The organism is Catellatospora coxensis, assembly GCF_016862635.1.
Taxonomy (GTDB): Bacteria; Actinomycetota; Actinomycetes; order Mycobacteriales; family Micromonosporaceae; genus Catellatospora; species Catellatospora coxensis.
The window spans coordinates 1-21245 of record NZ_BONI01000095.1 but is presented as its reverse complement, the minus strand read 5'-3'; the positions used below and the strand labels follow the sequence as shown (position 1 = coordinate 21245).

Sequence of the window (21245 nt, the reverse complement as noted above, 5' to 3'; positions counted from 1 at the left end):
GGGTGTGTGGCGGAGCGGTGATGTATCTCGACCCCCTGTCTCCGGACGACTTCGACGTCCTTCACCGCGGTGCCGGGTCAGGGTCGGCGCTGCTCCGGATGCATGCGGACGCCTTCGGGCCCGCGTACCCAAGCGTGGTCGAACCGCTGGGCCAATGTTCGCTGCGGCTGCTGGGCTTCGCCGGGCAGCAGCTGCGCCTGCGCCCGGACGATCATCTGGTCGACCTCGGCTGCGGGCGGGGCGGGCCCGGCCTGTGGCTGGCGCAGCGGCACGGCGCGCGGCTCACCGGCGTCGACTTCAGCCCGGTCGCCGTCAGCGCGGCGCGGGGGCGGGCCGCGGGCCTGCCGATGCGCCACCGACCTGACTTCCGGCACGGGCAGCTGCTCGCCACGGGGCTGGCCGACGGCAGCGCGGACGCCGTGGTCTGCATCGACGCGCTGCTGTACGCCACCGACCGGGCCCAGGCGCTGCGCGAGGTCGGCCGGGTGCTCAGGCCCGGTGGCCGGGCGGTCGTCACGGTGGCCGAGGCCGCCCCCGGCACCGAGCCGGGCCGGGCCGTGTCCGACTGGCTCGCCCCGGTCCGCCAGGCCGGCCTGGTGCTGCGGCGGCGCACGGAGCGTCCCGGCGTCGCCCGGGCCTGGTCCCGGCTCTACGGGCTCTGGCGGGCCAACGCCGGCCTCCTGCGCCGCGAGCTGGGCCCGCGGATCGCCGAGGTGCTGCTCACCGAGGCCACCGTGATCCCACCACTGCTCGGGCGCCACCGTGAGCTGGTGCTCACGGTGGCCAAACCCTGATCGGGACTCAGCGTCGCGGGGTGTTGGCGCGCAGCCACTCCTCGACCTCGGCCACCAGGCCGCCGTTTCCGAGAGCGATCAGCTCCTCGCGCACCAGCTTGGTGCGCTGGACGACCGTGCCGGACTGGAAGCCCTCCGGCAGCGCGAGCACGGTGTCCAGCACCGTACGGACGCTCTGCTCCGGAACGTCCCGGCGGGCGAGGCACAGCGCGCGGTCCAGCTGCACCAGGGCGCTGTCGACGTCCAGCTGCGGTCCCTGCCCCGCCAGCGACATCACCGCGTTCTGCGCGTGCTCGGCCTCCTCATACCGGCCGATGGTCGTGAAGACGTCGCTCTGGTACATGCGCAGCAGGTGCTCGTAGAAGCCGAACGAGGTCTCCTCGGTCCGCGGCTGCTGGTCGAGTTTCGACCACATCGTCTCGGACTCCTGGATGGCACTCTCCGCTTCGCGGCGGCGGTCCAGGCGGGCCAGCGCCCGGCCCATGATGGCGGCGGCCAGCGCGCCGCTGGGTGACGACGGCTCCCGGCGGGCCCGGTCCCGGGCGCTGACCGCGAGCTGCAGGGCCCGCTGCGGCGAACCGCCGTGCCACAGGTGGGTCATCGCCTCGTACGACATGGCCCAGCTGCGGATACCCACGTTGTCGTGCACCTCGGCCAGCGTCTGCGACGTCTGGAACCAGCTACGCGCCTTCCACGGGTCGCCGAGGGCGTTGAGATCCAGGGCGATCAGCCCGGCGAGTCCGGCCATGCTGTTCGTCAGGCGGCGGTGGCGGCCGGGCGACTGCCGCTGGCTGAGCAGATCGTTGAGCCGGTGGTATACCGCGCCGGCCTGGGCGAGGAAGACCCGCGGATCGACGGTCCTGATCTGCAGACCCAGGTCGTCCACCTCGTGCTCGCAGCGGTCGAGGGTCTCCTCCGACAGCCAGTCCTTGCGGAGTTCCTGCTCGGTCCGCATGCGCATGTCGTCGAAGTCGAGGAACAGGGCAGAGCCGGCCGCGGTGAGCAGGCTGCGCCGGTCGAAGGTCGGCTGGTCCTCGCGGCGGGCCGGCGTCGCCGGGGAGCCCGTGCCGGCAGCGTCGTCCGTGCAGTCGATGGCCAGGCCCAGCAGGTCGAGCCGGGTGGCGTAGAGCTTGCAGAGCGCGTTGAGGTACTTCTCCGGCCGGTCCTGGCCCTGCTCCCATTTCGACACCTGCTGGTGGGACAGGCGTGCCTCCTGACCCGTCTCCTGCTGGTACAGCCGGCGCAGCTCCGAGGCGGTCTGCTGCTGGGTGCGGCCCGCCGCGAGCCGGTGCGCCAGCAGCGCGCTCACGCCGAGCCGGCGCGAGATCTCGGCCGGCAGGCGCCCGGCGGGCCACCGCTCCTGCTCGGCCTGGCGGCGCAGGGCGGCGACCGTGTGCTTGCGGGTGCGGTCCATGAGGCCGGCTCCTAGCTCTGAAGTGGGAATACCCACGCGTTACCCAGTTGTCGGCGCGCTAATCACCGAATCGGTGCCCCAGATCAGGTTTGCGAACGGATTCGCGCCAAGACGCGCACCGGGGCCGGCCGGTGCGCGCATGCGCGCGTCACCACGATCAACGGCTCGACGGACCTGGGGATATTCGAGCCAGGCACGCAAAAGCTGGAGGTCACGATGAACAACAAGGAGTCCCGCCCGCTGCTCGGTCAGCGCGCGATGCTCATCCTGCTGCTGGCCTTCCTGGTGGGGCTGGCCAGCGCGCTGCTGGCGAAGCTGGCAGGCAACAACACCGCCGGCGCCATGCTCATCGCGGGTGCCGCGACGGCGGGTGCGGTGGCGTTCTTCAACACGATCCTCGACTGATCGGTGGATCTCTCGGCCTGGCGGTCCGGCATCCGGCCGCCAGGCCGTTCCCATGCCGCCGGGCTGTCAGTTCCCCGGCCGCCGGACCTCCACGCCGACGGCCCCGGACGACGCCCAGCGGCGCAGCAGGCGCCACTGGATCAGCACCGCCACCGCGGTCAGGCCCAGCATCAGCGCGGCGACCGCGGCGGCGTAGCCGTACCGCAGGTACTCGAACGCGTCCTGGTAGAGCACGAGCGACAGGTACGTCGTCGCGTACGGCGGAGGGCCGCCACCCGTCACGACCAGCGTCGGCACGAACGACGCCTGCAGGCTCATCAGCGTGTCCCGCAGCACCAGCACGGCGAGGACCGGCGCGAGCAGCGGCAGCGTCACCCGCCGCAGCACCTGCCCGGCGCGGGCGCCCTCCAGCTCGGCCAGCTCGTACGCCTCGGGCGGCAGGGCCAGCCGGGCCGTGAGCACGATGACGAACGTCTCCCCGATCGTGAACAGGCTCATCAGCACGATCCCCGCGCGGGCGTCCTCGGGATCGGTCAGCCACTGCGGCGGCAGGGTGCCGAACATGGTCCGCCCGCCCTCCCCGCCGAGCAGCAGCAGCTGGTTGACCGGCCCCTGGATCGGGTTGAGCAGCCACAGCCACATCAACCCGTACGCCAGTTCCGGGACCGCGCCGGGCAGCAGCACCGCGACGCGGGCCGTTCCGGCGGCACGGGCGCGCCGGTGCAGCAGCAGGGCCAGCCCGACCGCGAGGACCAGCCGCAGCGGCACCGACACGGCCAGGTAGGACAGCGAGTTGCCGACCGCCGCCCGGACCGCCGGGTCCCGGGTCAGCTCGACGAAGTTGGCCAGGCCGACGAACCGCGAGGTGGCGATCAGGTCGCTCTCGGTGAACGCCATCGCCATCGTCGCCACGGCGGGCAGCAGCACCAGCGCCACCAGCCCGACCAGGTACGGCAGGAGCATCAGCAGCAGCTGGCGGCGGTCGCGGTCCATCACCCGGCCCGCCCGGCCGCGGTGGGCTGCGGGACCCTTTCGCCGGTGGCGGTGTCGAAGACGTGCAGGTGCTCCGCGGCGACACCGATGCCGACCCGGTCACCGGGCGCGGGCCGGGCCGCGGCGGGCACCCGGGCGAGCAGGGGGTGCCCGCCGACGGTCAGGTGCACCAGCGCGTCCTCGCCGAGCACCTCGACCCGTTCCACCTCGCCGAGCGGGTCCGGCGGGGTGCCGCCCAGCGTCACATGCTCGGGCCGTACGCCCAGCTCGACGCCGGTCGCCGGCCCGCCCGGCAGGGTCAGCGGACCGTCGCCGGGGAGCAGGTTCATGCCGGGCGCGCCGACGAACGCGGCGACGTGCCGGGTGCGCGGCTGCCGCCATACCTCGTCGGGGGTGCCTACCTGCTCGAAGCGGCCGTCGCGGAGCACGGCGATCCGGTCGCCGAGCGCCATCGCCTCGGACTGGTCGTGGGTGACGTAGACCGTCGTCGTGCCGAGCCGGTCGTGCACCGCCCGGATCTCGGTGCGCATCCGCAGGCGCAGCTCGGCGTCCAGGTTGGCCAGCGGCTCGTCGAGCAGGAACACGTCGGGTTCGCGTACCAGCGCGCGGGCCAGCGCCACCCGCTGCCGCTCGCCGCCCGACAGCTGGTGCGGGCGGCGCGCCAGCAGGTCCTGGCAGCCGACGGTCGCCGCGGCCTGTGCCGCGCGGGCCGCGGCGGCTCGGTGGCCCGCGCCGCGGATCCGGTCGCCGAACGCGATGTTGTCGGCCACGGTCAGGTGCGGCAGCAGCGAGTGGTTCTGGAACACCATGGACACGTTGCGCTGCCCGGGTCGTTGCGCGGTGACGTCGCGCCCGCCGATGGCGACGGTGCCCGCGGTGACCGGGTCGAGCCCGGCGATGGCCCGCAGCAGCGAGGACTTGCCCGCGCCGGACGGGCCGAGCACGACGAGCAGCTCGCCCCGGGGCACGGCGAGGTCGATGCCGCGCAGGGCGGTGACCGCCCCGCGCGACAGGGACACCCCGCGCAGCCGCAGCCCGGCTGTCACCGCGCCGCCGTGCCCCGCGCGAAGACCGGCCGGGTCGCCGCGTCGAGGTCGGCGATCACCTTGTCCAGCGGGTCGCCGTGGAAGAAGGCGTTCTCCAGGACCTTGCCGGTCGCGTCCTCGATCTCCGGCCAGGTCGAGATCGTCGGCACCGGTCGCAGCGCCGGGATCGTGTCGAGGAAGATCTGCGAGCGGGCGGGCGGCGTGCCGGGGGACAGGAACGCCGGCGAGGTCGCCACGGAGATCCGCGACGGCACGGTGCGCCCGGTCCGGGCCATCAGGGCGGCCCCGGGGTCGCTCAGGGCGTATTCGAGGAAGCGCCACGCCGCGTCCTGCCGGCTCGACGCCTTGGTCATGCAGTACGCGTCGCTGTGCAGGATGTTGGCCGGGGAGCGGTACTGCGGCAGCGGGGCGACGTCCCACTCGAACCCGGTGATCGCCCGGAACGCGGTGGTGACCCGCCGGGACGACACGAACATGGCCAGCTTGCCCGCCGCGAACCGGGCCTCGTAGTCCTGGGCCTCCACCTCCACGTCGGACGGGACGACGCCGACCTTCGTCAGGTCCAGGAAGTCCTGGATCACCTGCCGTGCCTCGGGTGTGTCCAGGGTGAGCCGGGTCGGCTTGGCCGGGTCGTCGACGATGTCGCCGCCGTTGGACCAGATCAGCGGCGCGAGCCGGATCAGCTCCGGCGCGACGCCCAGCCCGTGCACGGCCGCCGGCACCCCGGCGGTCTCCGGGTCCCCGGCCTTGACGGTCCGGCCGCCCGCGTCGCGGGTCAGCGCCTGCGCGGTGGCGACCAGGTCGTTCCAGTGCCAGCCCGCCACCGGCTCGGCGACCTCGTACTTCTGGAACAGGCTGCGGTTGTAGTAGACGGCGAGGCTGGAGATGTTCTGCGGCAGGCACATCTGCTCGCCGCCCCAGCGGAAGGCGCCCATGGCCTGCGGGTAGAAGTCCCGCTCGTGCAGGCTGCCGGAGGCGGCCAGCCGGGCGGTCAGCGGCGCGAGCGCGCCCTTGACGGCGAACTGCCCGTAGTTGCGGTAGTTGATCAGGAACAGGTCGGGTGCGGCGTTGCCGGCGACCGAGGTGGACACCCTGGTCATCAGGTCCTTGGCGCTGCTCGCCTCGATCAGGTTCACGGTCGCGCCGGGGGACGCCTTCTGGTACTCGGCGGCCAGCGACCGGTACGCGGCCAGCTCGTCGGGGGTGCCGGCGACCAGCAGGGACACGGTGTCGGCGGCCGGCTCGGCGTCGCCGGCGCATCCGGCGGCGGTGACCAGGAAGAGCAGGCTCAGCAGGGCGGCTGTTCGCTTCACGAGGCTCCTTCAGGGGCGTAGGAGTGCAGGAACCGGCGCTGGGCGATGCCGAGCACGAGCAGGGTCGGCAGGGTGGTGAGCACGGCGCCGGCGAGGAACACGGGCTGGTTGTGCGGGTCCATGGCGGCCAGGGCCCGCAGCGCCAGCGGCAGCGTGAAGGCGGCCCGGTCGTACAGGTAGACCATCGGGTCGAGCAGGTTCGACCAGGTCAGCACGAAGGTGAGCGCGGCCAGCCCGGCGGTGACCGGCTGCACCTGGGGCAGCGCCATGCGCCGCCACGTCTGCATCGGTGTGAGGTCGGCGAGCCGGCACAGGTCGTAGCTGTCGGCGGGGATGGCCCGGAAGGCGAGGTAGTAGATCAGCGGGTACAGCGGTGAGGTGGCGATCAGCGCGGGCGCGACGAGCGGCACCAGGGTGTCGGTCAGGTGGAGCGTGCGGAACAGCACGAAGCGCGGCAGCAGCAGCGCGGTGGCGGGCACCATCATCGCCAGCACGGACAGTGCGATCACGGTGCCGGTGACCAGGCGGGGGAGCCGGGCCAGGGCGAACCCGGCCAGCGAGGCCACCAGCAGGCTCAGCGGCACCCCGACCGCGGCGACGAGCATCGAGTTGGCGGCCGCGCGTACCAGGTCGCCGTGGGTGATCGCCTGCTGGTAGGCGGTGAGGCCGGGGTCGTCCGGCAGCAGCGGCGGCGCGACGACGGGCGGCAGGCCGGGTTCGCGTAGCGAGCCGGTCACCAGCAGCGCCAGCGGCGCGGTGAACAGCAGCGTCACGGCGACGGCCCCGTAGGTGCGGCGGCGTTGCGGCACACCGCGCACGGTGCTACGCCGCTTCGCGGCGAAGTCGTGCCAAACCACCGGTCACCTCTAGAGCTTTCGATGTATGGATGCGTAGCATTGCATGTCTAGCCGGGGTGGGGAATATGAGATCATCACTGGGTTTCAGCCTGACCGTCCTGTTGGCCCTGTCGCTGGCCGCGTCGGCCCACGCGCACGGCCGGCCCGCCGATGTCGTCATCGGACCCGACGTCGCCGCGCTGGAGGCGCTGGAAGGCGCCGCCGGACCGTCCGGAGCCGACGAATGGTTCCTGGCGCAGCGTCTCGGCCCACGCCAGACCGGCGACCTGGTCGCGCTGGAACGGCGCGCCCGCGCCCAGGCCGAACGGGTGAGCGGCGGCGCGTCCACCTTCGCGGCGCTGCCCGCCTGGCAGTCGATGGGCCCGACGAACCTCGGCGGGCGCGTCACCGACCTGGTCGTCGACCCGTCGGTGGCCAACACCGTCTACGCCGCCACCGCCTCGGGCGGGGTCTGGAAGAGCACCGACTCGGGCAGCACGTTCAACTACGCGTGGGACGCCGCCATCACCCAGGCCATCGGCGCGATCGCGATCACCAGCGCGGGCGTCCTCTACGCCGGGACCGGCGAGGCCAACCCCGGCGGGGGCAGCGCCTCGTTCCCCGGCACCGGTGTCTACCGCTCCACCGACCGCGGCGTGACCTGGCAGTCGGTCGGCCTGACCGGCACCAACCGGATCGGCCGCATCGTCATCGACCCGACCAACGAGAACCGCATCCTCGTCGCGGCCACCGGCAACCTGTACGTGCCGGGCGGCGACCGCGGCCTCTACCGCACCACCGACGGCGGCGCGAACTGGACGCGCATCCTCGCCGGGGCCAACTCCACCACCGGGGCCTCGGACGTCGCCCTCGACCCGGCCGACTCCAACCGCATCTACGTCACGATGTGGGACCACCAGCGGATGCCCGGCAGCCGCCGCTACGGCGGCGTCGGCTCCGGCCTGTTCCGGTCCACCGACGGCGGGACGAGCTTCACCCGCCTCGCCGGCACCCTGCCCGCCTCCGGCACCAACGTCGGCCGGATGGGCGTCGCGGTCGCCAAGAGCGACGCCAACCGGGTGTACGCCATCGCGGCCAACGCCACCGGCAACTTCCTCGGCTTCTGGACCTCCACCAACCGCGGCGACACCTGGACGAAGATCACCAACACGACGGCGCTGAACTCGTCGCAGTCCACGTTCGGCTGGTGGTTCTCCCGGATCTTCGTGGACCCGGTCGCGCCCCAGCACATCTTCGTGCCCGGCGTGCCGATGCTCGAATCCAGCAACGCCGGCGGCAGCTGGACCAGCAACTCCAGCTCTTTCCACGTCGACCAGCACGCCGTGGCGTTCGACCCGCGGGTCGCCAACCGCGTGTTCTTCGGCAACGACGGCGGCATCTACCGCTCCACCGCGAACGGGTCGCTGAGCGGCAGCTGGACCAAGACCACCCGGCTGGGCAACATGCAGTTCTACACCGTCGCGGTGTCCCAGCAGGACGTCACCCGCGTCAGCGGCGGCCTGCAGGACAACGGCTCGGTCCGGTCCTGGTCGGCGTGGGGCTCCTACTACGGCGGCGACGGCCTGCAGAACCTCATCGACCCGACCAACCACCAGAAGGTGTACGCCTGCTCGCAGAACGGCTCCTGCGGCCGGTCCACCAACGGCGGCAACTCGATGAGCGGCTTCGGCTCGACGACCTCGGACCGCCGGGCCTGGCTGACGCCGGTGGTGTTCGACCCGTCCAACCCGGCGATCATGTACTACGGCGGCAACCGCCTCAACCGCTCCACCAACTCGGCGCAGACCTGGACCGCGATCAGCGGCGACCTGAGCCGGGGCAGCAGCGGCAGCACCAGCTACAACACCATCTCGACGATCGCCGTCGCGAAGACCAGCGCCGCGACCGTCTACGTCGGCACCGACGACGGCCGGATCTGGGTCACCCGCAACACCGGCAGCACCTGGACCGAGATCGGCACCGCGCTGCCGCAGCGCTGGGTCACCCGGCTCACCGTCGACCCGACCGACGCCAACCTGGTCTACGCCACGTTCTCCGGCTACACCACGGGCGACTCGGCCGCGCACGTCTACCGCACCACCAACGGCGGCGCCAGCTGGCAGCAGATCTCCGGCAACCTGCCCAACGCGCCCGTCAACGACCTGGTCCTCGACCCGCAGAACCGCAACGCGATCTACGTCGGCACCGACGTCGGCGTGTTCACCTCCACCGACGCCGGCGCGACCTGGTCGGCGGCCGGCACCGGCCTGCCGGTGGTGTCGGTCATGGACCTGGCGACCGCCGTCTCCGGCGGCCGCACCCTGATCACCGCAGGCACTTACGGCCTGGGCGTCTACCGGCTCGACGTCGGAGCGCCGGTGCTGTGAGCGAGCTCGGCTCGCCTACCCTCCTGGGGTGGACGCTGCCGAGCTGTGGAATGTCGAGTACCTTGCCGGTCGATACCTCGACGACCCGCCCGTCGGCTTCGTCGACGACATCGTGACGGCGGCTGCCCGGTACGGGCTGCGCCGAGGCGTCTACATCGGTTGCGGCAACGGCCGTAACCTGCTGCCCCTGCTCGACGCGGGCCTGGACCTGATCGGCGTCGACATCTCCGCCGAAGCGATCGCCCAGCTGCGGGCACGCCGTCCCGACCGCGCCGACCGGCTGATCGTCGGGGATCTCTCCGCGGTGCCGGGGGATCACGACCTGGTCGTCGGGATCCAGGTCTTCCAGCACGGCACTCGCGCTCAAGCCCATCGCCACCTCGGCGAAGCCGCCGCCCGGGTCGCGCCGGGCGGGCTGCTCTGCGTCCGGGTGAACGCCACGGCCACCGACATCGAATACGACCACGACGTGGTCGAGACCGCGCCCGGCGACGGTTACACCATCCGCTACCGCAGCGGGCCGAAGACCGGGCTGGACATCCGCTTCTTCACCGCACATGAGTTGCAGGCCCTCCTCGGTGACCGGTTCACCGAGGAGATGCCGCTGCGGCTGCACAGCACCCGGCGCACCCCGCCCGCCGCGGGCCAGTGGTCGCAGTGGGAGGGGATCTGGCAGCGTGTCGGCCGACGAGGCCGCACGGGCGCGGACCGCCTCGTCACGCAGGATGATGCCCGCTTCCGCCGAGCGGTGGTACCGCACCGCGTGACCGTGGCCTCAGACGTCGATGTGGCTGCCCATGATGATGGTCCGGTCGCGGGGCAGGCCGAAGTGGGCGGCGGCGTCGGCGGTGATGTAGGAGGTGGCGATGAACAGCCGCTTGCGCCAGGTGGCCATCGTCGGCGCGGGACCGCGCCTTAGCTCGATCTTGGACAGGAAGTAGGTCGCGTTGTCGAGGTCCAGCGGGCCCTCGGTCGCGGCCGGGTCCAGGGTGCGCAGCGCGGCCGGCACGTCCGGGGTGTCCATGTACCCGAACCGGGCCGTCACGTGGGTGATCCCGTCGTCGGCGTAGCCGAGATCGTCGACGGTGACCCGCTCCTCGGCGGGCACGAACGGCACGGTGTCGGTCTCCAGGGACATGATCACGACGTGTTCGTGCCGGACGTGGTTGTGTTCGAGGTTGGCGCGCAGCGCCAGCGGAGCGGTCTGCTTGCCGCGGTTGAGGAAGATCGCCGTGCCCGGCACGGTGGCCGTCGTCGCGCGGGCCTCGCGCAGCTGCTCGACGAACTCCGGCAGGGTGCCCTCGGTGCGTTCGCGTTCGGCGGTGACGACCTGCCGGCCCTTCTGCCAGGTGGTCATGATGGTGAACGCGGTGAGGCCGATGAGCAGCGGCAGCCACGCGCCGTGCACCAGCTTGGTCAGGTTCGCGGCGACGAACAGCAGGTCGACGCCGAGCAGCAGGACCGCTCCGGTGCCGAGCAGCCACCACGGGGTGCCCCACTTGAGGCGGGCGACGTAGAAGAACAGCAGCGTGGTGATGGTGATGGTGGCGGTGACGGCCATGCCGAAGGCGTACGCCAGCGCGGCGGAGGTCTGGAACGCGAAGACCAGGGTGAGCACCGAGACCATGAGCAGCCAGTTTATCCACGGGACGTAGATCTGGCCCATGGTCGACTCGGAGGTGTGCGCGATGCGCAGCCGGGGCAGGTAGCCCAGCTGAGCGGCCTGGGAGGCGACCGAGTACGCGCCGGTGATGACGGCCTGGGAGGCGATGACGGTCGCGGCGGTGGCCAGCACGACCAGTGGCAGCCGGGCCCAGCCCGGGGCGAGCAGGAAGAACGGGCTGCTGATGTTGTCCGGGTCTTCGAGGATGAGCGCGCCCTGGCCGAGGTAGCTGAGCACGCAGGCGGGCAGGACCAGGCCCAGCCAGCCGTAGGTGATGGCCAGGCGGCCGAAGTGGCCCATGTCGGCGTAGAGGGCCTCGGCGCCGGTGACCGACAGGACGATCGCGGCGAGCGCGAAGAACGCGATGCCGAAGTGCTGGGACAGGAAGCTCAGCGCGTACGTCGGGGACAGGGCCTCGAGGATGTCGGGGTGGTGGGTGATGCCGGCGATCCCGAACACGGCGATGACCAGGAACCAGGCGATCATGACGGGGCCGAACACCCGGCCCACCGCGGCGGTGCCCCGGCGCTGCACCATGAACAGGGCCACGATGATCACGGCGGTGACCGGGATGATCGCCGGCTCCAGGTCGGGGTTGACGATCTTCAGGCCTTCGATCGCGGACAGCACCGAGATCGCCGGGGTGATCATGCTGTCGCCGAAGAACAGCGCCGCGCCGAAGATGCCCACCACCGCGAGCACCGCCGCGACCTTTCCGGCGCTGGCGGAGCTCCACCGGCGCAGCAGCGTGATCAGGGCCATGATGCCGCCCTCACCCTGGTTGTCGACCCGCATGGCCAGCAGGATGTAGGTGACCGTCACGATGATCATCACGGACCAGAAGATCAGCGAGACCACGCCGAACACGTTGTCGATGCTGACCGGCACCGGGTGCGGGTCCGCCGGGTTGAACACGGTCTGCATCGTGTAGATCGGGCTGGTGCCGATGTCGCCGAACACCACCCCGAGCGCGCCGACGACGACGGCGAGCCGCACCACGTCCCGTGCGCCCGGGGCGTGCCCGGTCTCTTCCTGACGGCTCGTCACGGGAAGCCCCCTCGGGCGCTCGGTGCCGGATGATCGATTTACTCCGGCACGATACCGCCCGCCGTCCGGCTTGTTGCCCAATCGTGACCGAGTTCAAGGATTGCCGGCCCGCCGTTCGGGGAAACGTCAGCCAAACCCGACCATCACAGCGACGTGAGCGAGCGGACGATGACCGACAAGCTGGAGCTGCGCCTGTACACCTCGCCGGTGGGCGTGTACCTGACCGCCTGCGGGCGGCTGGACTCGACCACCGCACACCAGCTCGGCAGAGCGATCGGGGTCGTGCTCGACCGCTATCCCACCGACCGGCTCACCGTGGACTGCGCCGGCCTCGACGCGATCGACGCGGCGGGGGTCAGCGTGCTGATGCTGTTCCGGACCAGCGCGCTGCGGCTGGGCGTGCACCTGACGGTCGCCGACCCGCCGCCGCACGTGCGCGCCGCCATCGAGGCGCTGCGCGCCGAGCAGCTGCTCGCGGCCACCCCGCGCGACCGCCCGGACGCCGTGAACCCGTGGCAGCACGCCGACCGCCGCCGCGCCGTGGTGCTGCGGTATCGCTGCCTGCGCCCGGCGACGGCGGCGCGGCGTCCACACGGTTGGCGATGAGCCGTCAGCTGAACTTCGTCCTGGGTCGTTTCTGCAGCACACCGTCCACATAGAGGTCGACCTTCTCGTTGTAGAAGGCGACCAGCCCTTCGATCTTGCGGCTCTCGTGCAGCGGCGTCCGGTACGACCACACGAGGTCGTCGTGCACCGTGTCGCCCGCCCGCACCGACCAGTACTCGGCCTGGCCCTTGTACGGGCAGTGGGTGACCGTGTCGGTGGGCTTCAGCAGGTCGAGCCGCACGTCGGTCTTCGGCAGGTAGAAGCGCGCCGGCAGGCCGGTCTCGAACAGGACGGTCGGGCGGTGCGACTCGGCCACGGTCACCCCGTCGACCTCGACCCGCACGTGCCGCGAGCTGGCCAGGATGTCGACCCGGGTGTGCGGGTCGCGGGGATGGGTGTAGACCTCCTCGTCCTCCTCGAACCAGGTGTCCATGGCGGCCCACTCGAACCGCACCAGTCCCCGCAGCTCCGTGATCGGCGAGTTCTCGTAGCGCACCGCCGCGTTCTCGGCCGTACGGTCCCCGACCTGCAACGTGTACAGGTCGCCCTCGCCCATGCCCGTCGACGCCGTGCGACCGGTCGGTTGGAGCAGTTCGCTGTGCACGTCCTCGACGGGCAGGTAGTAGGCCGGGTAGTACGGCACCTCCCAGACGAGCACCGGTCTGCTGGTGTCGGCCACGACCTGGCCGTTGAAGTACGCGCGTACGCGCTTGGCGCCGTGCTCGATCCGGGTGTGGGCGCCGGCGGATGAGTTGCCCATACACCGATCAACGTGGCGGTTCCGGGGCCACATTCCGCACAGACATCCGATGTCCCTGGAAGCGGGCGTTATGGGGCACAAGGCGGCCGCCGCGATCGCCGACGGCAACGCCGTGATCGTCCGGCCGCCGGCGCGCACTGGCCGGGCGGTTCAGCCGATGGGCGCGCCGAACCAGCGCGGCAGCGCGCCGAGCAGCTCCTGCTGGTCGTCGCCGACCCAGGCGACATGGCCGTCCGGCCGCAGGAGTACGGCGGGCACGTCCAGTTCCTCGCTGACGTCGGCGACGTGGTCGACCAGATCCGCCCACCCGTCGACCGACAGCCGGCCGGTCTGGTCGAGCAGCAGCCCGCGCCCGGCGTGCATCAGCCCGTACAGCCGCCCGCGCTTCAGCTCGACGTCGCGCAGCCGCCGGCCGAGCAGCTCGTGGCCGCCGCCGAAGTCGTAGCGGATGCCGATCGCGGTGATCTTCTCGATCAGGTGCCGGTTGACCTGCTCGAAGTCCATCAGCTCCGACATCAGCCGGCGTACCGCCTGCGGCCCCGGCTCGGTGGACATGAGCGTCATCTGCGCCCGGGTGTTGTTCAGCACGTCGGCCGCCACCGGGTGCCGCTCGGTGTGGTAGCTGTCCAGCAGCCCGTCCGGCGCCCAGCCGTTCACCTCGGCGGCCAGCTTCCAGCCGAGGTTGAACGCGTCCTGCACGCCCAGGTTGAGGCCCTGCCCGCCGGTCGGCGGGTGGATGTGCGCCGCGTCGCCGGCCAGCAGCACCCGCCCGACCTGGTAACGCTCGGCCTGCCGGGTCGCGTCGCCGAACCGGGACAGCCAGCGCGGCGAGTGCACGCCGAAATCGGTGCCCGCGACCGCCCGCAGCTGCTGCCGGAACTCGTCCAGCGTCGGCGGCGTCGTGCGGTCCTCGGCCACGCCCTCGGCGGGCACCACGACCCGGTACACCCCGTCGCCCATCGGCCCGAGCCCGAACCGTTTCTGGGTCTGGCGCACCTCGGCGACCACGGCGGCGACCTCGTCCGCGGGCATGGTCGCCGCCATCTCGCCCAGCAGCGTCTCGACCGTGGCGGGCTCGCCGGGAAAGCCGACACCGAGCAGCCTGCGCACCGTGCTGCGGCCGCCGTCGCAGCCGACGAGATAGCGCGAGCGCAGCTGCCTCCCGTCGGCCAGCTCGACGCTGACCCCGCGGTCGTCCTGGCTCAGCCCGACCAGCTCGACTCCGCGCCGGACCTCCGCGCCGAGTTCGGCGGCGCGCTCGGCCAGCAGGCGGTCGGTGGTGGGCTGCGGGATGCCCAGGACGTAGCCGTGCGCGGTGTCCAGCCGCTCCGGCGACGGCTTGTCGATCCCGGCGAAGAAGCTGCCGAGCGGATACTTCTTGCCCTGATCGAGGAACCGGTCCAGCAGCCCGCGCTGGTCCATGACCTCGATGCTGCGCACGTGCAGGCCCAGCGCCCGCACGTAGACGGCCGGCTCGGTCTCCTTCTCCAGCACGAGCACGTTCACGCCGTGCAGCCGCAGCTCGCAGGCCAGCATCAGACCGGTGGGCCCGGCCCCGGCGACAATCACGTCGATCATGAATTCCCCCCCACCGCATGCACGCACCTCGTGACGAAGCGCGCCTACTTCGCGAACACCTGATTTCCGCAGGTTCTGGCTTCGGCTGGAGATTCTGCAGCATGACCGGGGTCTTGCCGCAAGACCGGGGGTGCGGTATAAGTTAATAGTGGCAGGGAGAGTGCTTTCCTTGCCTTTTCTGTTGCGCGGGAGCGGACCCCGGTCCGTCGAGGCTCGGGGCGATACGGCTGGTCGATGCGTGGCACACTAGGCCGCCACACCACCCCTGACCTGGAGCCACCGATGTCGCACCTGCCCGACCCCTACGGTCCTGCCGTTCCGCCCGCACCGGAAGGCGGCTACCTGCCGCCGCAGTCGGCGTTCGTGCAGCCGGGCGCCGACCCGTACCACGACCCGCTGGTCGCGCCGCCGCACGGCGGGGTGGGCCCGTGGTTCCAGCGCATCGGCGGGCTGTTCCAGCGCGCCTGGCGGCCGACCCTGATCATCATCGCGCTGACCCAGCTGGTGCCGGCCATGGTGCTCGGCGTCGGCATGCTCTTCGCCGGGGTGTACCTGGGCATGGGCATCGTGCAGATGGACCCGGCCACCGGCACGGGCGAGCTCGACCTCGCGGCGTTCTTCACCTTCTTCGGCGTGCTGGTGGCCCTCGTCCTCGTGCTCTACGTCGTGCAGCTGGCCGGGTACGCCGCCGCGACCCACTCCGTCACCCGGCAGGCGGCCGGGGTGCCGGTCAACCTCGGCGAGTCCCTGGGGTACGGCTTCCGCCGCTGCCTGGGCCTGTTCGGCTGGTACATCCCGGTCGGACTCATGATCGTGGTGGGTACGCTCGCCTGCTTCCTGCCGGGCCTCTACCTGATGGCCGCGACCGCCCTGGTCGGCCCGATCTTCCTGTTCGAGCGCGGCAACCCGATCGGCCGCTCGTTCAAGATGCTCCACGGCAGCGGTGGCCGAGTGCTCGGCCGGCTCGCGCTGATCGTGCTGATCGGCTTCGGGGCCGGTCTGGCCGTGTCGGCCGTCGAGGCCGTCATCCAGCTGGGTATCGACAGCGTCGGCAGCCAGGTCTACGGGCCGACGGTCGACGGGGTCGCGGTGATCACCCTGGGCGCCATCGTGGCCACCGTGCTCGGCACGGTCATCCAGCTCCCGGTGACGATGTTCCAGTTCGCCGGCGTCCTGCTGACCTACACCGAGCAGCGCGGCTACGAGGGCGCGACCACCCTGCACCTCAACGCCGAACTGCGCTGAACGACGCCGACGCCGAGGGCGGCCGCCGCGACCGCGGGGTCGCCCTCAGCCGTCCAGCCCCTGCTCGATGGCGTAGCGGACCAGCTCCACCCGGTTGTGCAGCTGCAGCTTGCCCAGCGTGTTCTGGACATGGTTCTGCACCGTGCGGTGCGACAGGGTGAGCCGCTCGGCGATCTGCCGGTAGGTCAGGCCCTTGGCGACCAGGCGCAGCACCTCGGTCTCCCGCTCGCTGAGCCGCGGCGTGTCCGGCCCGTCCCCGGGCGCGGCGGCGAGCCTGCGGTACTCGCCCAGCACCAGGCCCGCCAGCCCGGCCGTGAACACCGCGTCGCCCTCGGCCGTACGCCGCACCGCGTCCAGGAACTCCTCCCGCGCCGCCGACTTCACCAGGTAACCCGCCGCGCCCGCCTTGACGGCGTCGAGCACGTCCTGCTGCTCGCCGCTGGCCGACAGCACCAGCACCCGCACCTGCGGCAGGGCCGCGACCAGGCCCCGGATGACCTCCACCCCGGACAGGTCCGGCAGCTGCAGATCGAGCACGACGACGTCGGGGCGCACCGACGGGCCGATGCGCACCGCCTGCCCGCCCTCGCCGACCGCGGCCACCACCGTGTACCCGGCGTCGGTCAGGTCACGGGCCACCCCGTCACGCCACATCGGATGGTCGTCGACCACCATCACGTCCACCACGGGCGTCAGCCTAACGGGGCAGCGGCACCCGTAGTTCCACCTCGGTGCCCTGGCCGGGACCGCTGGTGATGGCGACCGCGCCGCCCAGGTCGCGGATGCGGCCCTGGATCGACTGCACCACCCCGAGCCGGCCCGACGCCGCGGCCTCGGCGAGCCGGCCCGAAACGATCCCCGGCCCGTCGTCGCGGATCGACACGGTGACCGCGTCCGGTTCCTGCTCGACCAGCACCCAGGCGCGAGCCCCGGGACCGCAGTGGACGGCCACGTTGTCCAGCGCGCTGGCGGCCGCCGCCGCGAGCTCCGCCGCGACCACCGCCGGCAGCAGCACCGGGGTCGCGGGCATCGCGACCGTGACCCGCGGGGAGCCGTACCGTCCCAGCAGCAGCCGCAGGTCCGCGCTGCCCGCGGCCGCCGCCTCGTCCTGCACGCCCACCAGCGAGCGCAGCACCGCCTCCTGCTCCCCGGCCAGCCGCCCCAGCTCCGCGGCCTCCCCGCCCAGCTCCGTGCCGCGGCGCTGCACCAGGGCGAGCACCTGCAGCACCGAGTCGTGGATGCCGCGGGCCAGCCGCTCGCGCTCGCGGGTCGCGGCGTCCAGCTCCACGGCCCGCTGCATCCGGGACTCGGCGTCGTCGGTCAGCCGGGACACGTACCCCATGACCCCGCCCGCGAGCAGCAGCAGCACCGTGCCGTTCGCGGTCGCCGAGGTGACCTCGCCGCGCAGGAACAGGTCGGCCGCGCCGAGGATCAGCGCGGCGATGCCGCCCGCCCGGCGGCCGCCGCGCAGCGCCCACGCCAGCACGGCGCCCGCCACCCACGCCATCGGCAGCGTCGGCCCGCCCGAGGCCAGCCGTTCGGCCGACACGACCAGGTTGGACGCGAGCAGGCAGGCCAGGGTGACGGCGAGGTCGGCCGCGAGCCAGGCCCGGTTGCGGCCGGCGGGGTCGTGGTAGCGCACGCCGGTGACGGCGGTCCAGGCGACCATCGCCGCGAGCACCGCCCAGCCCAGCAAGGGCCGGGTGAAGTCGCGGAACCCGGCCAGCATCAGGATCGTGGCGTACACCAGCGCGGCCACCCGGAACACGGTGACGGCCCGCCACAGCGGCGCCTGCAGTCCCACCGGCGGTCTCCTCTCCGCAGCCGGTGATCCGCGCCGAGCGGCCGGCCGGCGGCGGATCACGCCGTCCGGGATCGCGGCGCGTCGGCCGCCGGCATCGCGCGCACCCGGTGCCAGATCTCGTCCGGGCAGTACGCTACATCCCGGCGTCGCAGGTCGAACCGGTTCACCCGGCGGACCACGAGTTCGAGGTAGCCGTCCTCGACGGCGTACGGGTCGGCGCTGCCGGTCCAGAACGGGATGTGATCGCCGCGGTGCGACTTGTCCTTCGACGTGATCTGCAGGACGTCCAGATGGTCCGGGTGCGCGCGCAGGACGACGAACGGGCGGTCCTTGGACCCGTCGCCGTCCCGGAACCCGATCTCACCCCACCAGATCTCCTGCGGCCGCGGGTCGGCCCCCGCGGTCTGGCCGCTCGGCGCGGCCTGCGTCCGGTGCGGCAGCTTGCGGTCGAGCAGCCGGAGCACGAAGTAGAACAGCAGCGCCGTCGCGCCGGCCGCCACCGGACCGGCCATCGGCAGCGACGTCTCCAGCGTCAACGGCTGCTTCCCTGCCGTGACCGGAGGCACCGCGCCACCGAGGTACCGCTGGTGCAGCACCAGCGCCAGCAGCGCCAAGCCCGCCGACAGCGCGGTCAGGATGCCGGCGCGGATCAGGTGGACCTGGTGCCGCGGATACACCCGGCCACGCCCGGCGAACCGGACCACCAGGTACGCCACGAGCGGGGCCAGCGCCGCACCCGCCCACCACGACGGGTACGTGGCGAGCAGCGCCGGCTCCCGGACCAGCAGGAACGCGACGATCGCGGGCGAGGCCAGGATGGTGCCGGGGACGGAGACGACCAGCCCCGCCAGGAACGGCCCCAGCAGGATGACCATGAGACACCCGCACCCGGAAGGGCTGCCACGCCGCGCCATCGAACGTTCCTCCAGTTCGGACAATCGGGTGAGCATAGTCGATGGTGCTGCGACCGGGGCCCGGATACGGTCCGCCGACGGCGAAGTGCGTCACATGTCTAATATGGCGCGATGAATGATCAGACCAGCCAGACGGCACCGCCCCTGTCGCCGCCGTCCCCCGAGGCAGCCGCCGGCCGTCCGTGGTGGATGCTCATCGGACCCGGCCTGGGCGCGCTGGCCGCAGCCTGCCAGCTCGGCCTCATGGCGGGTCCGCTGCCCGGCCACATCGGGCGTGACCTCGGCCTGGCCCCGGCCGGGCTCGCGCTTGTCGTCGTCGCACAGCTCGTCGCGGTGGCGGCGGGTTTCGCCGCCGGATACCTGCTCGGGCGGCGGGTTCCCGCGACGGTGGTCAGCTCGGGGCTGGTGTTCATGCTGCTTGGCGCGGTGGTGACGACCCTGTCCGCATCCGCGGCTGTGCTGGCTGTCGCCGCGCTGCTGGCAGGGCTCGGTCAGGGAGCGGCGCTCGGCGCCGCCGCCGCCCTCACCGGCACCGTGTCCGAGCGGCGAGCCCCCGTGCGGCTGACCCTGGGGCTCGCCGTCTTCGCCGCGCTGGTGGTCGGACCGCTGCTCGGCTGGCTCGCCGCGAGGTCCCTGAGCTGGCGGCTGGCCTACCTGACGACCGTGCCGCCGACCCTCGTCGCGCTGCTCGCGGTGGTGGTCATCGCGGTGGTCGCGGCGGCGCGCGGCACCCGGATCACGCGATAGCGCCTCCGGTGGCCGGTAGGGTGTCTGGGAGTCCGAAGACCGGCCTCGCGCCCACGGCCCCGGCCTGCCCGGGGCCCGAGCAGCGGGAGCCTGCCCATGATCAGCGATTTGTACGACGTCATCCACCGCCGCCGGGACGTGCGTGGACAGTTCACGGGGGCCGCGATCCCGGTCGACGTGCTGACCCGGGTCCTGGACGCGGCGCACGCCGCGCCCAGCGTGGGCCTGACCCAGCCGTGGGACTTCATCGTGGTGCGCGACCAGCGGCTGCGGGAGGCGTTCCATCAGCACGTGCACCAGGAACGTGAGGTGTTCGCCGCCACGCTGGACGCCGAGGCCGCCGAGCGGTTCGCCCGGATCAAGATCGACGGGGTGCTGGAATCGACGCTGTCGGTCGTGGTGACCTACGACCCCGACCGAGGGTCTCCCGCGGTGCTGGGACGGCACGCGATCGCCGACGCCGGGCTGTACTCGGTGTGCCTGGCCATCCAGAACCTGTGGCTGGCGGCCACCGCGGAGCGGCTCGGCGTCGGGTGGGTGTCGTTCTATCGCGAGGAGTTCCTGCGGGAGCTGCTGGCCATCCCGGCCGGGATCCGCCCGGTCGCCTGGCTCTGCCTCGGCCCCGTCACCCATCTCGAAGCCGTGCCCGACCTCGAACGGCACGGCTGGCGCCGCCGCCGGCCGCTGGACGAAGCCGTCCACGCGGACCGGTGGACACCTCGTTGAGCGCGGCGGTCACAGGATGAGGTCGGCACACTCGGGACCAGGCATCAGCCTAGACATGATCGGCGGACTGCGTCGCCCCTGCTGAGGCCGTGATGAGCACGGTGTGCTTGCGTACGCGGAAGCTGCCGTCGGCGGCGATCCGGGCCTGGACGTGGTCGCGTGCCGCGGACGACTGCTCCTGTGTGAGCGGCTCGGACGACAGGCTGGCGAGATAGGTGAGGACGGGGTCTGGGCTCGGGACTTCAAGGTCGCAGTGGTATCGCTCGACGGAGACGTCCGTGAAGTAGCGCGCCAGGTAGCCGGGACCGGTCTCGGCGGTGAAGTCGTTCTGGGTGGCGTGCAGGGTGAGATCGGGACGGCCGATCACCGGTCCGACGGTGTTGAGTTCTTCCAGGTGGTCGCGGCCGTTCACGGCTACGGCCAGGTGCCCGCCCGGACGTAGCACCCGGGCGAACTCGCGCAGCGCGGCAGTCGGGTCGTCCAGGTGGTACAGCATGTGGTTGGCGATCACGGTGTCGAAGGTGGCGTCGCCGAACGGGAGGTCCGTCGCGTCGCACTGCTGTACGCGCGCCTCGGGGACGGTGCGAAGCTGCGCGCACATCGCCCCGGAGAAGTCCGTCAGGGTCAGCCGGACCCCTCTCGCGACGTGGTCGACGTGAGTCCACAGTGTGCCGGTGCCGGCGCCGACTTCGAGCACGTCGCCGGCCAGCGGGAGACGCTCGCCGAGCCAGGAGAACCAACTCTGCGGGTTCGTGCCGTAGGCATGCACCGCGATGCGAGAGGTGAGGTTGTCGGTCGTCGTCGCGTACTGGCGGAGGGCATGCGTGGACGGCGTCGAGGTCATCGACGCATCGTAGATCGAGTCGCGGTCCGCCATGGGGCACCTCGCTCAGCTGGTGGCGCGGTGCCCCAACGGGGCTCAGGCCTGCTTGGTCTCCCAGAAGATCTTGGAGATCTCCTCGATCCT

19 protein-coding genes and 1 pseudogene are annotated in these 21245 nt (G+C 72.2%); 8 read left to right on the top strand and 12 right to left on the bottom strand.

Annotated elements, in window-relative coordinates; genetic code table 11:
- Positions 1-20 precede the first annotated feature (20 nt).
- Positions 21-794 (top strand): class I SAM-dependent methyltransferase, encoded by a 774-nt coding sequence (locus Cco03nite_RS36560; RefSeq protein WP_203698597.1) that lies wholly within the window; start codon positions 21-23, stop codon positions 792-794.
- A 7-nt stretch (positions 795-801) separates the two neighbouring features.
- Here the strand turns inward: Cco03nite_RS36560 and Cco03nite_RS36555 are convergent, their stop codons facing one another.
- Complete coding sequence (locus tag Cco03nite_RS36555; protein WP_203698596.1) at positions 802-2208, bottom strand: NsdA family TPR-like regulatory protein; 1407 nt, start codon at positions 2206-2208, stop codon at positions 802-804.
- A 216-nt stretch (positions 2209-2424) separates the two neighbouring features.
- Between Cco03nite_RS36555 and Cco03nite_RS36550 the strand changes: the two genes are divergently transcribed.
- On the top strand, positions 2425-2613 hold the full coding sequence (locus Cco03nite_RS36550; RefSeq protein ID WP_203698595.1) for a hypothetical protein: 189 nt from the start codon (positions 2425-2427) through the stop codon (positions 2611-2613).
- Positions 2614-2679: 66 nt separating this feature from the next.
- Here Cco03nite_RS36550 and Cco03nite_RS36545 read toward each other — a convergent pair whose 3' ends face one another.
- Genes Cco03nite_RS36545 through Cco03nite_RS36530 form a run of 4 tightly spaced genes read right to left on the bottom strand, consistent with a single transcriptional unit; the run spans position 2680 to position 6783 of the window.
- A complete protein-coding gene (locus tag Cco03nite_RS36545) occupies positions 2680-3576 on the bottom strand; it encodes a carbohydrate ABC transporter permease (protein WP_203698607.1) in 897 nt (298 codons plus the stop codon).
- A 29-nt stretch (positions 3577-3605) separates the two neighbouring features.
- The gene (locus Cco03nite_RS36540; protein ID WP_203698594.1) at positions 3606-4652 is read right to left on the bottom strand and encodes an ABC transporter ATP-binding protein; all 1047 of its coding nucleotides are present in this window, start codon (positions 4650-4652) and stop codon (positions 3606-3608) included.
- Entirely contained in the window at positions 4649-5965 is a 1317-nt protein-coding gene (locus Cco03nite_RS36535) for an ABC transporter substrate-binding protein (protein ID WP_203698593.1), read from the bottom strand. The genes Cco03nite_RS36540 and Cco03nite_RS36535 overlap by 4 nt, the downstream gene beginning before the upstream one ends.
- Complete coding sequence (locus Cco03nite_RS36530; RefSeq protein WP_373314415.1) at positions 5962-6783, bottom strand: carbohydrate ABC transporter permease; 822 nt, start codon at positions 6781-6783, stop codon at positions 5962-5964. Before Cco03nite_RS36530 ends, Cco03nite_RS36535 begins: the two co-directional genes overlap by 4 nt.
- Positions 6784-6887: 104 nt before the next feature.
- On the opposite strand from Cco03nite_RS36530, the gene Cco03nite_RS36525 reads away from it, so the two are divergent.
- Together Cco03nite_RS36525 and Cco03nite_RS42665 are read left to right on the top strand one after the other, a co-directional pair.
- A complete protein-coding gene (locus Cco03nite_RS36525; RefSeq protein ID WP_203698592.1) occupies positions 6888-9188 on the top strand; it encodes a WD40/YVTN/BNR-like repeat-containing protein in 2301 nt (766 codons plus the stop codon).
- Between the two features lie 28 nt (positions 9189-9216).
- A pseudogene (locus tag Cco03nite_RS42665) lies at positions 9217-9600 on the top strand (class I SAM-dependent methyltransferase); the annotation flags it as partial.
- Between the two features lie 363 nt (positions 9601-9963).
- Here the strand turns inward: Cco03nite_RS42665 and Cco03nite_RS36520 are convergent.
- Entirely contained in the window at positions 9964-11898 is a 1935-nt protein-coding gene (locus tag Cco03nite_RS36520; RefSeq protein ID WP_203698591.1) for a potassium transporter Kup, read from the bottom strand.
- A gap of 153 nt (positions 11899-12051) precedes the next feature.
- On the opposite strand from Cco03nite_RS36520, the gene Cco03nite_RS36515 reads away from it, so the two are divergent.
- A complete protein-coding gene (locus tag Cco03nite_RS36515; RefSeq protein WP_203698590.1) occupies positions 12052-12504 on the top strand; it encodes an STAS domain-containing protein in 453 nt (150 codons plus the stop codon).
- A 4-nt stretch (positions 12505-12508) separates the two neighbouring features.
- Here the strand turns inward: Cco03nite_RS36515 and Cco03nite_RS36510 are convergent, their stop codons facing one another.
- The gene (locus tag Cco03nite_RS36510) at positions 12509-13264 is read right to left on the bottom strand and encodes a DUF427 domain-containing protein (RefSeq protein WP_203698589.1); all 756 of its coding nucleotides are present in this window, start codon (positions 13262-13264) and stop codon (positions 12509-12511) included.
- 150 nt (positions 13265-13414) lie between these two features.
- Positions 13415-14842, bottom strand: coding sequence for a rifampin monooxygenase (gene rox / locus Cco03nite_RS36505; protein WP_203698588.1), 1428 nt, complete (start codon positions 14840-14842; stop codon positions 13415-13417).
- A 234-nt stretch (positions 14843-15076) separates the two neighbouring features.
- Between rox and Cco03nite_RS36500 the strand changes: the two genes are divergently transcribed.
- Positions 15077-16087: a DUF3824 domain-containing protein gene (locus Cco03nite_RS36500; protein WP_203698587.1), complete on the top strand. Its 1011-nt coding sequence runs from the start codon at positions 15077-15079 to the stop codon at positions 16085-16087.
- Between the two features lie 45 nt (positions 16088-16132).
- Here the strand turns inward: Cco03nite_RS36500 and Cco03nite_RS36495 are convergent, their stop codons facing one another.
- Genes Cco03nite_RS36495 through Cco03nite_RS36485 form a run of 3 tightly spaced genes read right to left on the bottom strand, consistent with a single transcriptional unit; the run spans position 16133 to position 18766 of the window.
- A complete protein-coding gene (locus tag Cco03nite_RS36495; RefSeq protein WP_203698605.1) occupies positions 16133-16762 on the bottom strand; it encodes a response regulator in 630 nt (209 codons plus the stop codon).
- Positions 16763-16784: 22 nt separating this feature from the next.
- Positions 16785-17891, bottom strand: a complete 1107-nt coding sequence (gene macS / locus Cco03nite_RS36490) for a MacS family sensor histidine kinase (protein ID WP_239167951.1) — start codon at positions 17889-17891, stop codon at positions 16785-16787.
- Positions 17892-17947: 56 nt separating this feature from the next.
- On the bottom strand, positions 17948-18766 hold the full coding sequence (locus Cco03nite_RS36485) for a hypothetical protein (RefSeq protein ID WP_203698586.1): 819 nt from the start codon (positions 18764-18766) through the stop codon (positions 17948-17950).
- A 150-nt stretch (positions 18767-18916) separates the two neighbouring features.
- Here Cco03nite_RS36485 and Cco03nite_RS36480 point away from each other — a divergent pair, with 150 nt between their 5' ends.
- Positions 18917-19552 carry an MFS transporter gene (locus Cco03nite_RS36480; protein WP_203698585.1) on the top strand — a complete coding sequence of 212 codons (636 nt, stop codon included), beginning with the start codon at positions 18917-18919 and terminating at the stop codon, positions 19550-19552.
- 96 nt (positions 19553-19648) lie between these two features.
- Positions 19649-20278 carry a 5,6-dimethylbenzimidazole synthase gene (bluB, locus tag Cco03nite_RS36475; protein ID WP_203698584.1) on the top strand — a complete coding sequence of 210 codons (630 nt, stop codon included), beginning with the start codon at positions 19649-19651 and terminating at the stop codon, positions 20276-20278.
- Positions 20279-20327: 49 nt separating this feature from the next.
- Here bluB and Cco03nite_RS36470 read toward each other — a convergent pair whose 3' ends face one another.
- Positions 20328-21122 carry a class I SAM-dependent methyltransferase gene (locus Cco03nite_RS36470; RefSeq protein WP_203698583.1) on the bottom strand — a complete coding sequence of 265 codons (795 nt, stop codon included), beginning with the start codon at positions 21120-21122 and terminating at the stop codon, positions 20328-20330.
- Positions 21123-21245: the final 123 nt, after the last annotated feature.